The sequence below is a fragment of the Evansella clarkii genome (assembly GCF_002019695.1).
GTDB classification, from domain to species: Bacteria; Bacillota; Bacilli; order Bacillales; family Salisediminibacteriaceae; genus Evansella; species Evansella clarkii.
This window is the reverse complement of record NZ_KV917376.1, coordinates 3,345,231-3,361,971: the sequence shown is the minus strand read 5'-3', so window position 1 is coordinate 3,361,971 and position 16,741 is coordinate 3,345,231. Positions and strand designations below refer to the sequence as shown.

Sequence of the window (16,741 nt, the reverse complement as noted above, 5' to 3'; positions counted from 1 at the left end):
TTGCTTCACTTTTATCAGAGCTCGAGCTCCCAACCTAACTTTTATTACCTGTAGCGTTCTTCCTTATACGGATTCGCGCTCATGGAATATCCGAGCTCTTCCCAGAATCCAGGGACATCTCCTTTCATGAACTTAATGCCGGTAGCCCACTTTGACCCTTTCCATAAATAGAAAGATGCCGGCGGAATTAATCTTAGTGGGTATCCATGCTTAGGAGTGATATCCTGCCATTCATTCTTACGGTCTTTCCAGCGGTAGACGAACAAAGCATCATCACCGAGCAGTTCCTCCAGAGGCATATTAGCGGAGTAGCCAAATGGATCTCCGTTATAGTAGCCATATACCATCACATACTTAACGTCTTCTTTTAACTTCACGAGATCGACCAGGTCCATAAGCCGTACTCCTTCAAAACTCGTAGCGAATTTTGACCATGTAGTCACACAGTGCATATCTACGGTTGAAACAGTTTTAGGAAGATCCATAATCTCCTGATATGTCAGGACTTTCTCTTCTTCCACCTCGCCGAATAATTTAAATCGCCATGTTTCTTCGTCAAACTGATATACATCTCCCTGATGTAGAATCGGCCAGCTTTCTGTTTCAAACTGCCCTGGCGGCAACTTGTTTTCCATTGCAGACACCCTTCCCAGCTTCCTGTTTTCGTTGCAATATATGTTAACGAAGTGGAAAAACTATTGCAAGGAAATGGACCAGATGAAATCTCACAGGCAATATATTTTGTCACCCGAAATAAACTTGTTATTATAAAAAAGTAAGCTATTTAAATTTGCGTGATTCGCTTCGGGCAAACAAATTATTTTATAAAAAGGCAGTTGAAAAATATGAGTAAACAGCTAAACGATATAAAGTTTTCAGTGCTTGACCTTGCACCTGTTGTGGAAGGCGGTACTGTCCAGGAGTCCTTCAAAAATACAGTGGAGCTTGCACAGCATACAGAACAATTAGGTTACCACAGATTCTGGCTGGCAGAGCATCATAACATGCCAGGTATCGCCAGTTCTGCAACTTCTGTTTTAATCGGGCACGTCGCCGGTGCTACAAAGAAAATCAAAGTAGGCTCCGGAGGTATTATGCTTCCGAACCACTCCTCACTTGTGATTGCGGAACAATTCGGGACATTGGAATCCCTCTATCCCGGACGGATCGACCTTGGCCTTGGACGTGCACCTGGTACTGACCAGCTCACAGCCCAGGCATTAAGAAGAAGCAGCAGAACAGACGGGCAGGAATTCCCGCAGAAGCTGGAGGAACTGGAAGCATATTTTGCCGGTGAGGTAAGCCAGGTCCGCGCTGTCCCGGGAGAAGGACTGGATATCCCAATCTGGCTCCTCGGTTCAAGCGGCTTCAGCGCTCAGCTCGCAGCACAAAAAGGGCTGCCGTTCGCATTTGCAAGCCACTTCTCTCCGGATAATACAATTCCGGCACTAAGACTGTACGACAGTCATTTCCAGCCGTCCGATACACTTGATAAGCCATATTCCATGGTCGCTGTTAATGTGATTGCCGCTGATACAGAAGAGGAAGCAGAACGGCTTGCCACCTCCCTGCAAATGCAGTTTATTAATCTCATCCGCAATAAACCTGGCAAACTCCAGCCGCCAGTTGACGATATGGACGAGATCTGGACACCGTATGAAAAAGCAGCCTTAAAACAGCAGCTTGGCTCCACAATTATCGGCTCGCCAGAAACAGTAAAAGAAAAGCTGCAGAAGTTTCTCGATGAAACAAGAGTGGATGAAATGATGGTAACCGCTCAGATTTTCGACCATCAGGCACGTCTAAGGTCCTTTGAGATCACAGCGGAAGCTTTCCGGTAAGGCCAGAAAAAAGGCGGGGGTTCCCGCCTTTTTTTACTCTATATGAAAATATAAAATTTTTAGGATTTAGTATAACTAAGGCATTTCTTCGCCTTTGAAGGCTTGGCTTGCAAAGTTTTTCTTTATGCGCTTTTTTGCTTGTTAAAGTAGTCTGCGATATTTTCCAGGGCATCTGTCTCGTCTTCTCCATCTGCGATTATTTTGATTTCAGTACCAGCAGGAATTCCAAGAGACAGCACACCGAGAATAGATTTCAGGTCCACTGTTTTTCCATGATAAGATATAGTGAGTGACGAAACATAAGTACCAGCCAGCTGAACGAGATTTGAAACCGCTTCAGGATGGAGCCCAGGTTCAGGGATAATAATAGTTTTTTCCTTCATATCAGTCACCCTTTCTTAAAATAATTTTACCCGTGTAAATTACTGTGCTGTATAGCCTCCGTCAACAAGAAGGTTAGCGCCAGTGACAAAGCTTGCGTCATTGGAAGCCAGGAAAACAACTGCTTTAGCAACTTCCTCAGGTCTGCCGAGACGGCCGATTGGATGGAGTGAAACTAAATGGTTTTTCATATCTTCGTCAAGCTGGCTTAAAAGAGGTGTCTCAATGTAACCAGGGCATACTGCATTTACCCGGATGTTCTGCTGTGCATATTCCACAGCGAGTGCCCTTGTCATGTTTACTACACCGCCTTTAGCTGCAGTATAAGCAGCTGTCTGCGCCTGGCCAACATGCCCTAAGATGGAAGCGTTGTTAACGATATTTCCCCCACCGTTTTTCTGCATCGCCTTAATTGCATGCTTTGCAGTTAAAAATACACCGTCTAAATTTACGGAAATCACTTTTCTCCACTCATCAAGAGGCAGATCTTCTGAAGCTCCAAGTGCTCCAATACCGGCATTGTTAAAGAGGATATCAATTTTTCCAAATTCAGTTACTGCTGTGTTGATCATTTTTTCAGCATCTGCTTCGCTCGTTACATCAGCATGGACGTATACTGCATTCTGGCCATTTGTATTGAGGTCTTCCACCAGAGTGTTCCCGAGATCATCGTTCATATCGGAAACAACAACCTTTGCCCCTTCCTCAATCATTGCTCTCGCAGTGTACTCTCCAATTCCGCTTGCTCCTCCGGTAATTACTGCAACTTTTCCTTCAAGTCTCATTTAATATATCTCCCCTTGTATGACATGGCGCATCAGAAATTTTGTTCTTAAGCCAGTCACTGAATTAAGTGCATTTTCATTATACCCAGCAGGTAATTTTTCATCTACAGCGAATGAATATGAATATTGTCGAAAGGAAAGAAAATCATATAGCTTTCATAAAATTGCCACACTTTTCATCCCGACAGTCAAAAAGAAAAGGACATTTCGCCCCTAAATGCGAAACATCCTTTAAATTAATCAGCTTGCCTTCTTTTGTTTTATAGACTTCTGTTTTTCCCCTGAGTTCTCTATCTCCATAAGTTCGGAATTTAGTGCTTTGACAAGGCCATAACACATAACGAGTACGATAAATGTTAACGGCAGTGCGCTGACGATGATCGCTGTCTGCAGCCCGGCCAAACCTCCTGAATACATTAGCACGAGAGTAGAAGCGGCGAGGATGATGCCCCACATCACTTTAATTCTGCTGGAAGGATTTAATCTTCCCCCTGTAGTGAGCATTCCAAGAACAAATGTGGCTGAGTCAGCTGAAGTAACAAAGAAAGTAGTAATTAACGCTATCGTCAGTACTGAGAGAAGTGCTCCAAGAGGCAGCTGTTCAAATACGAAAAAGATTGCTGTCTCAAGACTGTGGCCGGAAATGTTCAGCCCCTGCGTCAATTCAAGGAAGATTCCAGTTCCTCCAAAGACCGTAAACCAGAGGCCGCATACTAATGACGGCACAAGCAGGACTGCTACCGTAAATTCACGAATGGTGCGCCCTTTGGAAACTCGGGCAATAAACATACCAACAAACGGGGTCCACGATATCCACCATGCCCAGTAAAACACTGTCCATCCCTGTGTCCAGGCAGCTTCTGCCGCATCAAACGGAGACAGGCGCAGTCCCATCTGAAGAAGGTTCTGTCCGTAACTCCCCAGAGTTGTCGTAAACATATTCAGTAAAAATAGTGTAGGACCAAGAATCAGCATCACGGCGAAAAGCAATACTGCAATGGACATGTTTGTATTACTTAAATATTTGATCCCTTTTGAAATACCTGTATTTGCTGAGATGATGAAAAGCACGGTGATTATACCCATAATGATCATTTGCACCGTAAAGTTGTTCGGTATGCCGATAAGATACTCAAGGCCGGCATTAATTTGCTGCGCTCCTAATCCTAAAGAAGCACAAACCCCAAACAAAGTCGCAAATACTGCGACAATATCGATCGTCTGACCGACAGGACCTTTCACCTTGTCACCAAGTACAGGGTAAAGTGTAGCACTCATTAACCCTGGCGCCCCTTTTCTGAATTTCTGGTATGCCAGTGCCATCGCCACAATGGCATAAATAGCCCAGGCGTGAAGCCCCCAGTGCAGCCATGTATATCTCATTCCTGTTATAGCTGACTGTTCTGTTCCTCCTTCACCCATAGGCGGTGTCGAAAAGTGGGATACCGGCTCGGATACACCGTAAAACAAAAGACCGATCCCCATACCTGCAGAGAATAACATCGCAAACCACGTAGGGCGGCTGTATTCCGGCTTGGAATCCGGCTTGCCCAGCTTTATTTTTCCATATTTACTAAAAATCATAAACACTGCGAATATAAGAAAGAATGTTGCAACGAGCTGGTAAAACCAGCCGAATGATTCAAGAATAAATCCTTGCGCTGTGGACATAGCTGTTCCTAACTGTTCCGGAATCAATACTCCGACCAGCACGAATATAACAGATAAAGCCACAGATACTTTTAAAACTATCCTGTTTCTATCACTATTGATGTTCAACACTTCCTTTTATTTTTTATAACTATAGTTTTATATTAAAACATGTCACAGCAGGTTTTTGAAAACCCGGTACTTCTTTATATATTTAGATACTTCGTTATTTTATAAGTTTAATTTTTAATCAACAGGAAATTATGTAAAATTCCTCTGTATTCGTTGCAAAAACTGTCGAATGCTCGCACCTAGCCCTCAATTGGAAAATAAATACTCCTATTTCATAGCTGAAACACCCTTTTTTTTACCAGAAAAAAAGAAAATCCGGCAATTAAAAATGCCGGATAAAAGATATTTAAGGTTTCAAAATCACTTTAATACAGTTGTCTGTTTTCGTATCAAATTTTTCATATCCCTGTTTTGCATCGCTCAGAGGAAGAACATGTGTAATAATGTCGCCAGGATCCACTTTTCCATCTGCAACTAAATCATACAAGTACTGCATGTACGGAATAACAGGTGCCTGTCCCATCCTTAGCTCCACATTTCTGTTAAATAAATCTCCGAGAGGAAATCCGTTATACCTTGCACCATATGCTCCTGTCAGCTGAATTACACCGGCTTTCCTCACAGCCTGTGCTGCAGTTATTACAGGATTTAATGCCCCTCCCTGGAGTTTCATTCCTGAGGACAGAAATTCTGCAGGGGTCATTTTCGCGTCCATGCCTACCGCATCAATAACTACATCCGCGCCGCCTTTTGTAATTTCTTTTAAATGGGCTCCTATATTCGTTTCCTGCTCAAAGTTTATCGTTTCTACATGGTTTGTCCTTTTGGCGTGTTCAAGCCGATATCCAACATAATCAACAGCGATTACTCGTTTGGCCCCCTTCAGCCACGCAAATTTCTGTGCCAGGAGCCCGACTGGCCCGCAGCCAAGGACGATAACAGTATCATCATTTTTCACACCAGCCCGGTCAACAGACCAATATGCTGTAGACATGGCATCTGCAATTAATACGAGCTTCTCTTCCTCCACTTCATTCTCTTCCGGGATGCGGAAGGGGGTGAAATTACCATAAGGAACACGCATGTATTCTGCCTGGCCCCCAGCGTAGCCGCCAAATGTTTCAGAATAACCAAAATAGGCGCCGGCATCTCCATGAGGATTGGAGTCATCACACTGGCTCGTTAAATCATTGCTGCAGTACCAGCACTTGCCGCAGCTTACATTGAAAGGAATAATGACACGGTCACCCTTCTTTACTTTTGTCACATCCGGGCCGGTTTCTTCCACTACACCAATAGGTTCATGGCCGATGATATAGTCTTCAGGAAAGTTGGCTACCATGCCATGGATTAAGTGCAAATCAGACCCGCAAATCGCGGAGGAAGTTACCTTTATAATAATGTCATCAGCCTTTTCAATTTCCGGATCCTTCACCTCTTTTACTCTTACATCCTTAATACCCTGGTATGTAACAGCTTTCATTTACGTACCTCCCTCTCTCTAATTATTCGGTGTGGCGAAAGTGCCAAGACGGTCAGTGTCTTTCGGGTAAATATTTAAGTTGGCAATCGACACAGCTTCCTCAAGGGATTTAATATCCACTTCGTATTGATTTCCCAGGTCGTGGGGATGCAGCCAGCCCTTTTCAATCATAAAATCTGATAGTTCACCGTGAAGGTCCAGCGCTTTGTCCATCTGCCGCTGTAAAACTGTTCTGAGTTCAGGGTCAGTGGTTTCCGTAATAGCAGCACCGTACGTTCTGATTCCTGTTTTGACAGAAATAAGAAAGTCCATCGCAAACGCGGAGTCTGCTTTGTCAGGCATATCAATGGCGTTTTGCGGATCTAAATAATCGTTCACGGTGTGTCCGCCTCCTCGTGTCTTAAATTTTCTTTTTTGTAAAACCTCTGCAGTTCAGCCACATCCTTTAACGTCTGCTGAACGTCTTTTTCCATAAGAGACTTAAGCGTATTATCAAAAACGAGCCCCTGCAGTAATTTCGATTTTAGTAAGCAGACAGTTTTAAAGTTAAGAATTTCGTGAGTTTCCATTGTCTCATGGTAGGCCAGGCGCTTATCCATCCGGTCTGTCACCTCCTGGTTAAAATAGCAGGTTTATTGTCCCCGAATTTGTAATCCTTTTATACACGTAAAGTTTCAGTCAAGGGTTAATGTATATTTCCTTATTCTGTACAAACTATAAAGGCATAAAGTGAAACTTCAATCAGTGGAGGTTTATCATCTCTCACTGATTGTTAGCTGGACCAATCGGGATGTTAGTGGACGTAATCTCCCACCAAAATGTCTCCGTTTTTACTCACGGGCGGGCAGCGTGGGAGTTTTTACGGGCGGTTGCATCGGGATAAATATGTTCAACAGGAGTGACGATAATGCCTCAGTTAGGTCTTCATGAAACACTGGATGCAAGAGAAATACTTACTGCGAAAAATTTAAGTGTGACAAAAGCAGCAACCATGAGCGGACTTGTGCAATGTAAGGAATTGAAGGCAATCCTAAAAGCAGAAGCAGATAAAGGAAAGCAGCATATACTACAGCTTCAGGAACTGCTTACGAGTGGTTCTCAGGAGGAGGGGAAAAAATCATGACTAACTTACTGCAGAATCTAGCCGGCATGGCCGGCATGACAGACCAGGTAATCGCAACTGATTTTTTAATATCTTCCAAAGCTACAGTGAAAGACCTTTCTTTTGCGGTAACTGAAGCCGCCACTCCTGAGTTAAGGTCAGTTCTGCGCACCCAGCTGAAAGATGCTATCGTTACCCACGAGCTGATCACCAATTATATGATAGAAAAAGGTTACTACCATCCAAATGATATAAAAGAGCAAATAAGCGTCGATCTGAAAGCATCCAAAGCAGCATTAAAACTGGCAGACTAAAATGATTTATGTTTAACAGACGCAAATAGAGGAAAACCGGGCATCTCCTTTGCCCGGTTTTTCTTTGCTTTGGCTGTGGCGATTGGAAAGGAAATTGAAGTAAGTATGTCTCGGGAACTGGTCTTGCATACCCACTCTGACGGAACTTTGAAGCAAGTGGGGATGCTAGACGTTCTCGCATACCCGCTCTGATGAATAATTTAAGCTAGCCGGTACGCAAGACGCTCTCACATACCCGCTCTGATGAAAAAATCAAGCTAGCGGGTATGCAAGAGTAATCTCCCTGCAACTAAAAGAGTAACCCCCTGTAAACCCTCATGCCTCTAACATAAAAAAGGGAACACCACTCACCTGGTGCCCCCTCTATACGTATTAAACTTCTGGCTTTCTATTCCCCCGCACCAATCATCCTACTCAAATTTACACAAACTCAATTTTCAGTAACTCTCGTACATTTTCTATCTGGTTTAAAATTGTGATCTCACTGCTTCCTGCAAATAAGAGCCCGACAGCGCGGTTTTCCATATCGGTGACGAGAGAGCCGCTGTCACCGCCTTCCGACATATTCGTGGTAAAGATCTGATCTCTGAACCGGGCAGTCCGTCCCCGGCCAAAATTGACATCAACAGTCGTATCAACAGAAATAATAGTACCCGCGGTATAGCCAGTGGTCCTGCCAGTTTTTTTGACCCTGGTCCCCACTTCTACATCCTCTTTTTTCACCCAGCCTTTCACGTAGCCGTTCCAGTAAATTTCCCGGTCAAGCTCCTGAAGCGACCCTTCTGCTATCGCTGCATCAACGATATTATTCTGCTCTTCCAGCGGGACGTCAGGTGTTAAATCAATAGGAATAAACTTGCTGAGCACCGCTACCTGGTCATCGCCCCTTTTTCCACCGTCCACAGCTCCCGGCTGTAAAATAGGGTCACCTTCTTTTGCAGCGTTACTGTTAGCAATCACATGATTGTTTGATAAAATATAATATCTGCCTGGAAGTGTTTCGTCATTATTAAAAACTACAGCACCTGCTGTGCCCGCTGTAATGTCCGGATGTCCGATACTCCATCCCCCTTTTAACGGCCTGATTCTTGAGGTAAGTTCGTTCCCCGGTAAGGTGCGCTGCATTGTATCCGCATCTTCTTCAACAAGTTTATTTTCTGCATTTTCAATGACTGGTTCACCTATTTCCACCACATCTGTTTCTATGCCGTCAACTGTTGCAGGTACGATATCTTTCTCCGCCAGATCACATTCATCTTTTTTACATTTCACAAAAGTAATCAAAGCCGGTCTGTCAGTTAATTTCCCATCTACGATTTTTCTGCCAATCCCCACAGCCACAACGTTTTCTTTTCTTAATATCTCATCTTCATTTTTCTGATTTTTCACCTTTTTTACTTTTGCAATCTCTGCCTTTGGCAAGTTATCCATCCAGCACCCCTCCTGTTTGGAAAAAATAGAGTTATCTGAGAAAACATTGATTAATATACTTCTCTATTAAATCTTCTGTAACCTTCTTTAAGAGGCTATTAAAGACAGGAATTTAATCAAATTAAGATTTTGAATCATTATTAAAAGCGCCCACAACTAGATTTTTACCATTCGAAATAGCGGTGTAGTGAAACTTTTTTCCTACATTCGAAAGAAATACTTTTTGCTTTCACTTTCCTCCCTCTTTTTCCTAACTCGTTCCGCCTAGTACCTTTCTACGAACATAAAAAATTTAACAGATAATTCATACTTTTGTGTATTTTGCTGTTAAAATTATTCTAAGAGAATGTCATTCTCAAAAACAACAAAGAAGGAGCTGTTTAAATGAGAGGAAAAGCAAAAATCTTTATGACGTTTATGCTTGCAGTTCTACTCGTAATGTCAACCTTCGTATCTGGAGCTGCCGCTTCAAATGCAGATGTGCAGAACGACGAAGAACAACTGTTAGTAGTTTTCCGTTCGGATAGCATTCCGCAAAATGCTGAAGACCTGGTTGCACAAGCCGGAGGAGAAGTTACATACTCGGTTCCTGAAATCGGAACTATCGAAGTAACTACGGATGAACCAGCATCATTTATTAAGGAAATGATGAACAACCGCGAAGTTTTATCGGTTGGACCATCACTTGAAGTAACTCTCGATCTTCCTGAACTGGAGGTTGCTGAAGAAGCTGAAGTTACTAATGAACCACCAGTAACAAACATCTGGGAGTCTGGTTATCAGTGGGACATTGAAATGGTAACTGACAACGGTGCAAGCCACGATCTATATCGTGAGGCGCGCGAAGATGTAGTTGTAGCAGTAATCGACAGTGGTTTCGATTTTGATCACCCTGACCTCGCTCACGTTGTTGACGAAGAAGGTTCCCGTACTTTCGTTCCTGGTACTGAAGACTCCTGGGACTTCAACAGCCACGGAACTCACGTTGCCGGAACTATCGGTGCTGACGGAAGCATGAAGGGTGTTGCTCCTGGTACTACTCTTCGTTCTTACCGTGTATTCGGTGCAACTGGCGGAGCACAGCAAATCTGGATTACAGATGCGATTATCGCAGCTGCTGATGACGGAGCTGACGTAATCAACATGAGCCTTGGCGGTACCCGTCTTCTTGGGCAGTGGTTCTTTACTGATCCTGAAACAGGCGAAAGAGTACGCGGCGGAAACAGTGCTGCAGATTATGTAGCATATAACAGAGCAATTCGTTATGCGATCAACAAAGGAGTTACAATTGTTGCTTCTGCAGGTAACTCTGAAATGGATTTAAGCAACCCTGCTAAAGTTACAGACCAGCTTAACGCTGGAAGAAACGACGGATGGGAAGCTAAAGGCGCTACAGTTTATGTACCAGCACAAATGCCTGGCGCTATCACTGTCTCAGCTACTGGAGGCGGATTTGGAACAGAAGACCGTCTCGCATTTTACTCTAACTACGGAAACGGCGCAATTGACCTTGGCGCTCCTGGTGGAGACCTTGGACCAACAAGAACTGAAGGAAGCAAATACCTTGTCCTAAGTGCTGTCCCTACTTATCTTGAGTACGGCGGACGCGGTCCTGAAGCTGAAGCATTATTCGGCAAAGGCTATGGCTGGAAAGGCGGAACTTCCATGGCAGCACCACAGGTTTCAGGTGCAGCTGCAGCATACATCGCTAAAGTATATGCTGAAACTGGCAACAAGCCTAACCCAAGACAAGTACAAAACGCTCTTCAGCAAACAGCTGTAGACGCTGGAAAACGCGGTTATGATCCAATATTCGGCCACGGAATTGTAAACGCAAACCGTGCGCTCAACGGCATCCGCAGATAATAATAAAAGATGAGGCCCCTTGAGGAGCCTCATCTTTTATTTGTTTTTCAGTGAAACTTATCCTTAACTATTCGCTGAACTTTTTTCCTCTCTTAACTTTTCAATCCCAGCTTTGCATACTCCATAGGAAAGCCAGCTGCAGTTCTTACAAAGTGTGTCTAAGTCATCCGGCTTAACATTTTTCGCGGTCCAATGAACAAGCTTGCTTTTACGGTAAAGCTTGCCTGGCTCCAGTTTCAGATGTTCGATTACTCTTATATCCATAGATTTAATCCGTTCATCAGCATTTTCACTCGCCATACAAACAGTGCCTCCATTATGTGGGCAAGCCCCGCAAGCATCATCCAGGTCAGCCACTACACGGATAGGAAAGTCCTTCTCTTCATCCCTTATTTCATCTACGATCGTTTCCATTTTTTTAATAAAGCCCGGGCTGTAACCCATTCCCTGAAATCCGTGGACACAGAGCAAATGATGCCCTCTCACTGTTCTTTCCATATAAATTACTCCTTCTGCAGCAAGTATCTGTTTAAAACTATTTCTCCCTTTAAGGAAAAATACCTTTTTTATTATCCTTTAAATACTTCCGGCAGACGAGCTAACGACAACGACCCTTTGACTGCTGAAATAAGGGAACATAAGGAGGAAACAGAGATTTTGGTGTGAGCGCCACCAAGCTGATGTTATGGAGACCGTTCTCTATTTTTTCGTGGCTGATATTAAATCTATTTCATGCGGAGGAACTGTGAGAAGCAAATAAAATAAGACTTACCCGAGTCAGCACTGAATCGGCAAGTCTTTAATTATTTTCAGTTAATTGCGCATTGCAATTTCTGATATTAAACAGAATTACTTGTTTCTGCAGCAGTCCTTAGAAATAAGCGAACCTCTTCCGGGCTCAATCCTATTTCATATGCCTCAGCCAGTAACTCTTTCCATTCAGGATCTAATGCTAAAACCTGATCTTCCATTTGTAACTCCCCCTATTTACTAATCTATACTTTTCCGTAGTCTTGTACTGTCTGATATGAGATAATCCCTGCCCTTTTTGTTCTTTATATTGAATATAAATATTATATAACTAATTTTTATTGCCATAAACTACTGTTTTCGTTAAAAATCTAGTATTAAACATATAATATCTTCTGTTTTTGGGTTATTACTGGTGTTTTCTTAATATTTTTACTTTTCAAAGTGATATTTTGTGCTATATAGTGAATTTACGACAAAAATAAACAGCCCTCCACCTAAATGGAGGGCTAATCCTCTTTATTTCTTAAAGTAAGAAAATTTATTTCCGGAGTATTTAAGAACCTGAAACGTAATAAAGGTATTGGGCCACTGCTGCCCAGGCCGGTGCTCACATATTGCTGAACTCCCCGGTGCTCCCATAGTCCTTTCACTTTGTCTTGTGGCGGAAACAACCCGGAATTTTCGTACATCGGTTCAGGGATAAAAACCGCTCCGTAAAAAGGAAACCGGAACTGCCCACCGTGATAATGGCCGGCTAAAATAAGGTCATAATCCATCAAATTATACTGAGGGTCTTCATCTAATCTGTCAATTAACGAATCTACCACAGGATAATGTGTCAGCCCGATTAATATATCAGAATCACTTTTTGATTCGATGTGCGAAAACTCCTCCATTAACTGTTTTAAATAAACCTTATCGTACTTTTCGTATACTTCTCTAAGCTGATATCTGCCTTCCACCACGGAAAGCTCTTCCTGCATATAGGATAATTCGAAGTCTGTAAAATGTAGGCGTGATGGCCCTTTGTCCACAGTGTAGACAGATTCCAGAAGCTCCACCCCTCTCTCCTCCATCCCCTGAATGAACTCGTGTTTTTCCGGCACCCTATTCTCGTTTATTACATAATTGGCTGTATCAGAATTTCCTGATACATACAACGCTACATCTTTGTTGTCCATCCCCTCTATCAATGCATAGAAATTCTCATAATCAGGAGAGTCACTGTACTCATCCAGCATATCTCCAGTAAAGACAACAGCGTCGTATTCCAGGCTGTTAACGACGTTTAAAAGCCGGCGCTGATCCTTCCCAAACTCCTTATCATGTAAGTCTGTTATCTGTAAAATCTTATAACCTTCAAACTCTGCCGGAAGGCCTTCAATGAAGATGTCCTCACTTACTACTTTGATGCGGTTATTGTCCCAAAACGTGTATACTGCCAATATAAATAGAAAACACACAAACAGTAACAGGATGAACTTTCCCCTATTTATGGTCAATTTTGTCCTCTCCCTGCTTTGTTGCATAGGTGATGCTTAAGCCTCCGCAAATACTACTTTGCTGGCATTGTAAAATCACAAAACAAAAACACCCTCGCGAGCCGGGTGTCAATAAGTGGCTTCCATCTGTCTTCTGAGCAATGAGCCAAAAACACTTCTTTTATCATTTGCAAGCTGGCCAAACTCACCTCTCTGAATTACCGATCCTTCATCCAGTACGATTACCTGGTCTGCATTCCTGATTGTAGACAGCCTGTGTGCAATAACAATGATCGTCATCTTCCCTTTTAATCTTTCCAGGGCTTCCTGGATCTTAGCCTCATTTTCCGTATCAAGAGAGCTCGTTGCTTCGTCTAAAACTAGAATCGAAGGTTTTCTTAGAATTGCCCTTGCCAGCACTAACCGTTGTCTTTCACCGCCGGATAGCTTTATCCCCCGGTCACCGATTAAGGAATCAAGGTTCTCAGGCAGTTTCCTGACAAACTCAGCGGCTGAAGAAAACTCCAATGCTTCCCAAATCTCTTCCTCTGTTGCATCAGGCTTCACAAGCAGCAGGTTCTCCCTGATACTATCGTTAAATAAGAAAGGATCCTGTGGAACATAACTTATCGCCCTTCTTAAAGAAATCAAATTCTCACTGGAAAGAGGCACACCATCAATGAGCACCTGCCCCTTTGCAGGTTTATTTAGCCCCATTAACAAATCAATCAGCGTACTTTTCCCTGCACCGGACTTTCCAACAACGGCAGTCATCTGGTTTGCAGGAAGCGTTATATTAATATCCTTCAAAGCATAAGACTCTTTCTTATATTTAAATGAAACATTCCAGCAGGTGATGTCTCTTTTTACATGCAGCGGCTTAATATCTTTCTTTTCAGAAAGGTCGAACTCTTTAGCTGACTTACTTTCTTCCTGCATAGCTATAACCGCTTTGAAAGCCGGCAGCATGGCTGCAATATGTTCCATTGAAGCCTGGATACCTGCTACTCTTGGCCATAGTCTTGAAAAAATCAGGATAATAAGCATTAATTGTGCGGCCTGCGCTTGAAACATGCTAAATGAAATAAATATAAAAGTAGCAATTAATACTGCAGAAGCAATTTTATAATAGAGCTGAGATTTTGTTTTTAACTTTGTATATTCTACTTGTTCGTGTTCCATTTTTTTAGTAATGGAGCGATACCAGTCCAAACGCGAGTCTTCCAGAGTATTACTCTTAATATCTTTTATACCGTTAATTTGATCTGTTATGCCTCCAAGGTAATTCCTTCCAAGCTCATAATTTCGGCCTCCAAGTTCCAATGACCGTCTCAAAAATTTTCTGTTAAAAATAATAAGTAAAAGTCCACTTAAGAGTAAAAATACTGTTATAACCGGTGACAGCCAAAACGCGATAGCAATCTGTATTGATGTAAATATTAGTGAAGCCATAAACTGTAAAAATGAATGTGTCCCTGCACTGGCACGAGCTATTTCAGAAGTAAGAATATTAATTAAGTCTGTTTTTCTATTTTTGATATAAAAACGCCAGTCGGCGTGAAGGAGTGATTCATATGTTTTCACCCTCATGTGCCTGAAAAATCCATGCTGTATTTTAGTTTCCCTTATAGTAATATGCCGTTGAAGCAGGTTCTGTATAATGCTGATTACAACAAAAATAGCCAGGATTACAGGCAGTCCAATAGAGGCAGGTATGCCTTGTAAATATTCAAATAGTCCAGCTACGGGAGTCCCCCCTGCATCGATATTTACTATTCCAGTCATGCTGATCATTGGTATTAAAAGCAAAATGCCAATTCCGTCGAGCAAACTGATTAGTATCATAGCAAAAAGGTTAATATACAGTATTTTACCGGCATATGCGTGTATTTGTTTCACAAAATAAAAAACAGGCTTTAACATAGATGGTTCCTCCTAGGATACAGCATGTTGCTTCCTCGATTTTCTCCATCCCCATATAAATGGGCGGAGTGGGAAATACAAAAAGTGAAGAAATTTTGGCAGCGGCAAAGTTTCCGCATCTTCTGGATATGGAAAAAAGAAACTGGCTAAAATTAAAAGTTTTTGCTGAAGCGGCATTAATGTAAGGAGGTAACTTTCGTGATATACAGATACTTCAGCTGGTACAGGGTCCGTATGTAAATTGACCATATTTTCAAAATAATACACTGCTTTCTGTGCCAGTGTACGAGACTGTTTATCGAAAGTGGCATTTATCCCTTCCGGCTGGTTGCTGTTCAATAAAGTGGAAGATAAAACCATAGCCTGCCCTAAAACAGGATACATTTGATATCTCTTTGACAGTTTAATAACACTAGTTAATTCTTTCTGCTCTCTTAACAGCTGATGAATATCCATTAGCCAGCGGAGCCTCGACCAGCCGTGCCGTGCACCATGGGCAGATAAATATAAGATTAAATCCTCTCTTCCTAACATATAGACAGGAAAGTTTGTTAAAGAACAGGCAGATTTTCGCTCCCACAAATCTCTGAAAACAGGCTCCTTTCCAGGCCCCGGATGAAGCCGCCAATGAACTTCCAGCTTTATTCCTTTCTGTGGATGAAAATACGTAACATGATGGTGTCTCCATTTCCAGTCATTCAGTACGGTTTTAATATAGTCATTTTTTTCATAACCATGTTCAGCCAATAAATCTTCTGCTTTTTCAAGCTCATCCATCGGTATTAGAAAGTCAAGGTCGCTGCACGTTCGCTTTGAAATATCTCCATACAGCTCGTCAGCAAGCATTGGTCCTTTCAAAAAAATGACAGGTATGTTTTGTTTATTAAACAATTTGCTAACCTGCTCCATTTCAGCCGTTAGCTGAAGCATACTAAATGTATTTCTTTGATATAAATGGAATAATTGATTTATAACGGTTTCAGGAATATATGAGTGCAGTTGCTTTGTTATAGTGTACAGAACAGGATACAGCCGGTGATGGACAGAAAGTTCAATAAAGCGTTCCCAGTTTACTTCTTTAAAAGTACCTTGACTAACCTTTTCTCCCTTAATTAATTGCAGGATTAACTTAAGCTCTTTTGGAACCCGCTCCAAATTGAGAACGTCCTTATCCATATGTTTCTCCTCCGTTTTTGACTGAAAGCCTTTTGGCAAATTTACTAACTACCGTGAACTTCTCCATGCCTTCTGCACCAGTAATATAATAAGGGCCGCTTCTTAACCATGCATGTGCTGCGAATACACCATTCTCACTCTTTCTGGTTCCTAAATATAATGTGCTTTCAATGCCTCGTTTTTCAAGCATTTTCAGAGAGGCAATTGCCTTAACAAGACACTCACTTTCCCAGAAGGTGTAGCGGCTCATCATGTGAACTGTTTGGGAAACTTGTGAGATTGTTTTACGCTCATTTACTTTCGGTATATAGTTTGTTTCTTCCATGTGCTCTCCGAGAGAAGGAGCAATTTTGTAAAAAGGCAGTAATTTTAATAATCTGGCCCAGGCCAAATAAACGTATGCTTCAAATAGCATTGATTTCACTTGTCTATCTAAACTCCAAAAAGACCTGGCTTTGTTAATCATTTTCTTTTTCCTTTCTG

Annotated in this window: 18 protein-coding genes; 4 read left to right on the top strand and 14 right to left on the bottom strand. The window is 42.3% G+C overall.

The window, feature by feature from the left end; translation table 11 throughout:
• Nucleotides 1-44: 44 nt before the first annotated feature.
• Nucleotides 45-635: a molybdopterin-dependent oxidoreductase gene (locus tag BK582_RS15560; RefSeq protein WP_078598066.1), complete on the bottom strand. Its 591-nt coding sequence runs from the start codon at nt 633-635 to the stop codon at nt 45-47.
• A 210-nt stretch (nt 636-845) separates the two neighbouring features.
• Between BK582_RS15560 and BK582_RS15555 the strand changes: the two genes are divergently transcribed.
• On the top strand, nt 846-1,841 hold the full coding sequence (locus BK582_RS15555; RefSeq protein ID WP_078595915.1) for an LLM class flavin-dependent oxidoreductase: 996 nt from the start codon (nt 846-848) through the stop codon (nt 1,839-1,841).
• Nucleotides 1,842-1,963: 122 nt separating this feature from the next.
• On the opposite strand, the gene BK582_RS15550 is transcribed toward BK582_RS15555, so the two are convergent.
• The 6 genes from BK582_RS15550 to BK582_RS15525 all read right to left on the bottom strand — a co-directional run bounded on the left by BK582_RS15550 (nt 1,964) and on the right by BK582_RS15525 (nt 6,811).
• On the bottom strand, nt 1,964-2,224 hold the full coding sequence (locus BK582_RS15550) for an HPr family phosphocarrier protein (protein WP_078595914.1): 261 nt from the start codon (nt 2,222-2,224) through the stop codon (nt 1,964-1,966).
• Between the two features lie 39 nt (nt 2,225-2,263).
• A complete protein-coding gene (locus tag BK582_RS15545) occupies nt 2,264-3,007 on the bottom strand; it encodes an SDR family NAD(P)-dependent oxidoreductase (RefSeq protein WP_078595913.1) in 744 nt (247 codons plus the stop codon).
• Nucleotides 3,008-3,247: 240 nt separating this feature from the next.
• On the bottom strand, nt 3,248-4,759 hold the full coding sequence (locus tag BK582_RS15540; protein WP_169911274.1) for a glycine betaine uptake BCCT transporter: 1,512 nt from the start codon (nt 4,757-4,759) through the stop codon (nt 3,248-3,250).
• A gap of 316 nt (nt 4,760-5,075) precedes the next feature.
• Nucleotides 5,076-6,212: a zinc-dependent alcohol dehydrogenase gene (locus BK582_RS15535; protein WP_078595912.1), complete on the bottom strand. Its 1,137-nt coding sequence runs from the start codon at nt 6,210-6,212 to the stop codon at nt 5,076-5,078.
• An 18-nt stretch (nt 6,213-6,230) separates the two neighbouring features.
• Complete coding sequence (locus BK582_RS15530; protein WP_236939180.1) at nt 6,231-6,590, bottom strand: spore coat protein; 360 nt, start codon at nt 6,588-6,590, stop codon at nt 6,231-6,233.
• Nucleotides 6,587-6,811, bottom strand: a complete 225-nt coding sequence (locus BK582_RS15525) for a spore coat protein (protein WP_078595911.1) — start codon at nt 6,809-6,811, stop codon at nt 6,587-6,589. The genes BK582_RS15530 and BK582_RS15525 overlap by 4 nt, the downstream gene beginning before the upstream one ends.
• A gap of 308 nt (nt 6,812-7,119) precedes the next feature.
• Between BK582_RS15525 and BK582_RS15520 the strand changes: the two genes are divergently transcribed.
• Together BK582_RS15520 and BK582_RS15515 are read left to right on the top strand one after the other, a co-directional pair.
• Nucleotides 7,120-7,335: a hypothetical protein gene (locus tag BK582_RS15520; protein WP_078595910.1), complete on the top strand. Its 216-nt coding sequence runs from the start codon at nt 7,120-7,122 to the stop codon at nt 7,333-7,335.
• Nucleotides 7,332-7,628, top strand: coding sequence for a spore coat protein (locus tag BK582_RS15515; RefSeq protein WP_078595909.1), 297 nt, complete (start codon nt 7,332-7,334; stop codon nt 7,626-7,628). Before BK582_RS15520 ends, BK582_RS15515 begins: the two co-directional genes overlap by 4 nt.
• A gap of 420 nt (nt 7,629-8,048) precedes the next feature.
• Here BK582_RS15515 and BK582_RS15510 read toward each other — a convergent pair whose 3' ends face one another.
• Entirely contained in the window at nt 8,049-9,059 is a 1,011-nt protein-coding gene (locus BK582_RS15510) for a chymotrypsin family serine protease (RefSeq protein ID WP_078595908.1), read from the bottom strand.
• Between the two features lie 384 nt (nt 9,060-9,443).
• On the opposite strand from BK582_RS15510, the gene BK582_RS15505 reads away from it, so the two are divergent.
• Nucleotides 9,444-10,925 (top strand): S8 family serine peptidase, encoded by a 1,482-nt coding sequence (locus tag BK582_RS15505; protein WP_078595907.1) that lies wholly within the window; start codon nt 9,444-9,446, stop codon nt 10,923-10,925.
• A gap of 63 nt (nt 10,926-10,988) precedes the next feature.
• Here BK582_RS15505 and BK582_RS15500 read toward each other — a convergent pair whose 3' ends face one another.
• The 6 genes from BK582_RS15500 to BK582_RS15475 form a co-directional block, all read right to left on the bottom strand.
• Entirely contained in the window at nt 10,989-11,423 is a 435-nt protein-coding gene (locus tag BK582_RS15500) for a DUF1284 domain-containing protein (RefSeq protein WP_078595906.1), read from the bottom strand.
• A 341-nt stretch (nt 11,424-11,764) separates the two neighbouring features.
• Nucleotides 11,765-11,896, bottom strand: coding sequence for an anti-repressor SinI family protein (locus tag BK582_RS15495; RefSeq protein ID WP_078595905.1), 132 nt, complete (start codon nt 11,894-11,896; stop codon nt 11,765-11,767).
• Nucleotides 11,897-12,184: 288 nt separating this feature from the next.
• Nucleotides 12,185-13,180 carry a metallophosphoesterase gene (locus BK582_RS15490; RefSeq protein ID WP_218190733.1) on the bottom strand — a complete coding sequence of 332 codons (996 nt, stop codon included), beginning with the start codon at nt 13,178-13,180 and terminating at the stop codon, nt 12,185-12,187.
• Between the two features lie 108 nt (nt 13,181-13,288).
• Nucleotides 13,289-15,082: an ABC transporter ATP-binding protein gene (locus BK582_RS15485; protein WP_078595903.1), complete on the bottom strand. Its 1,794-nt coding sequence runs from the start codon at nt 15,080-15,082 to the stop codon at nt 13,289-13,291.
• A gap of 12 nt (nt 15,083-15,094) precedes the next feature.
• The gene (locus BK582_RS15480; RefSeq protein ID WP_078595902.1) at nt 15,095-16,258 is read right to left on the bottom strand and encodes a nucleotidyltransferase domain-containing protein; all 1,164 of its coding nucleotides are present in this window, start codon (nt 16,256-16,258) and stop codon (nt 15,095-15,097) included.
• The gene (locus BK582_RS15475) at nt 16,251-16,724 is read right to left on the bottom strand and encodes a lasso peptide biosynthesis B2 protein (RefSeq protein WP_078595901.1); all 474 of its coding nucleotides are present in this window, start codon (nt 16,722-16,724) and stop codon (nt 16,251-16,253) included. Before BK582_RS15475 ends, BK582_RS15480 begins: the two co-directional genes overlap by 8 nt.
• Between the last annotated feature and the right edge of the window lie 17 nt (nt 16,725-16,741).

Excerpts from the sequence above, each read along its gene's own strand:
- BK582_RS15555 (WP_078595915.1), top strand. The coding sequence starts at position 846 with ATGAGTAAACAGCTAAACGATATAAAGTTTTCAGTGCTTGACCTTGCA.
- BK582_RS15475 (WP_078595901.1), bottom strand. The coding sequence starts at position 16,724 with ATGATTAACAAAGCCAGGTCTTTTTGGAGTTTAGATAGACAAGTGAAA.
- BK582_RS15510 (WP_078595908.1), bottom strand. The coding sequence starts at position 9,059 with ATGGATAACTTGCCAAAGGCAGAGATTGCAAAAGTAAAAAAGGTGAAA.
- BK582_RS15485 (WP_078595903.1), bottom strand. The coding sequence starts at position 15,082 with ATGTTAAAGCCTGTTTTTTATTTTGTGAAACAAATACACGCATATGCC.
- BK582_RS15550 (WP_078595914.1), bottom strand. The coding sequence starts at position 2,224 with ATGAAGGAAAAAACTATTATTATCCCTGAACCTGGGCTCCATCCTGAA.
- BK582_RS15495 (WP_078595905.1), bottom strand. The coding sequence starts at position 11,896 with ATGGAAGATCAGGTTTTAGCATTAGATCCTGAATGGAAAGAGTTACTG.
- BK582_RS15525 (WP_078595911.1), bottom strand. The coding sequence starts at position 6,811 with ATGGATAAGCGCCTGGCCTACCATGAGACAATGGAAACTCACGAAATT.
- BK582_RS15545 (WP_078595913.1), bottom strand. The coding sequence starts at position 3,007 with ATGAGACTTGAAGGAAAAGTTGCAGTAATTACCGGAGGAGCAAGCGGA.
- BK582_RS15480 (WP_078595902.1), bottom strand. The coding sequence starts at position 16,258 with ATGGATAAGGACGTTCTCAATTTGGAGCGGGTTCCAAAAGAGCTTAAG.
- BK582_RS15535 (WP_078595912.1), bottom strand. The coding sequence starts at position 6,212 with ATGAAAGCTGTTACATACCAGGGTATTAAGGATGTAAGAGTAAAAGAG.
- BK582_RS15515 (WP_078595909.1), top strand. The coding sequence starts at position 7,332 with ATGACTAACTTACTGCAGAATCTAGCCGGCATGGCCGGCATGACAGAC.
- BK582_RS15500 (WP_078595906.1), bottom strand. The coding sequence starts at position 11,423 with ATGGAAAGAACAGTGAGAGGGCATCATTTGCTCTGTGTCCACGGATTT.
- BK582_RS15505 (WP_078595907.1), top strand. The coding sequence starts at position 9,444 with ATGAGAGGAAAAGCAAAAATCTTTATGACGTTTATGCTTGCAGTTCTA.
- BK582_RS15520 (WP_078595910.1), top strand. The coding sequence starts at position 7,120 with ATGCCTCAGTTAGGTCTTCATGAAACACTGGATGCAAGAGAAATACTT.
- BK582_RS15560 (WP_078598066.1), bottom strand. The coding sequence starts at position 635 with ATGGAAAACAAGTTGCCGCCAGGGCAGTTTGAAACAGAAAGCTGGCCG.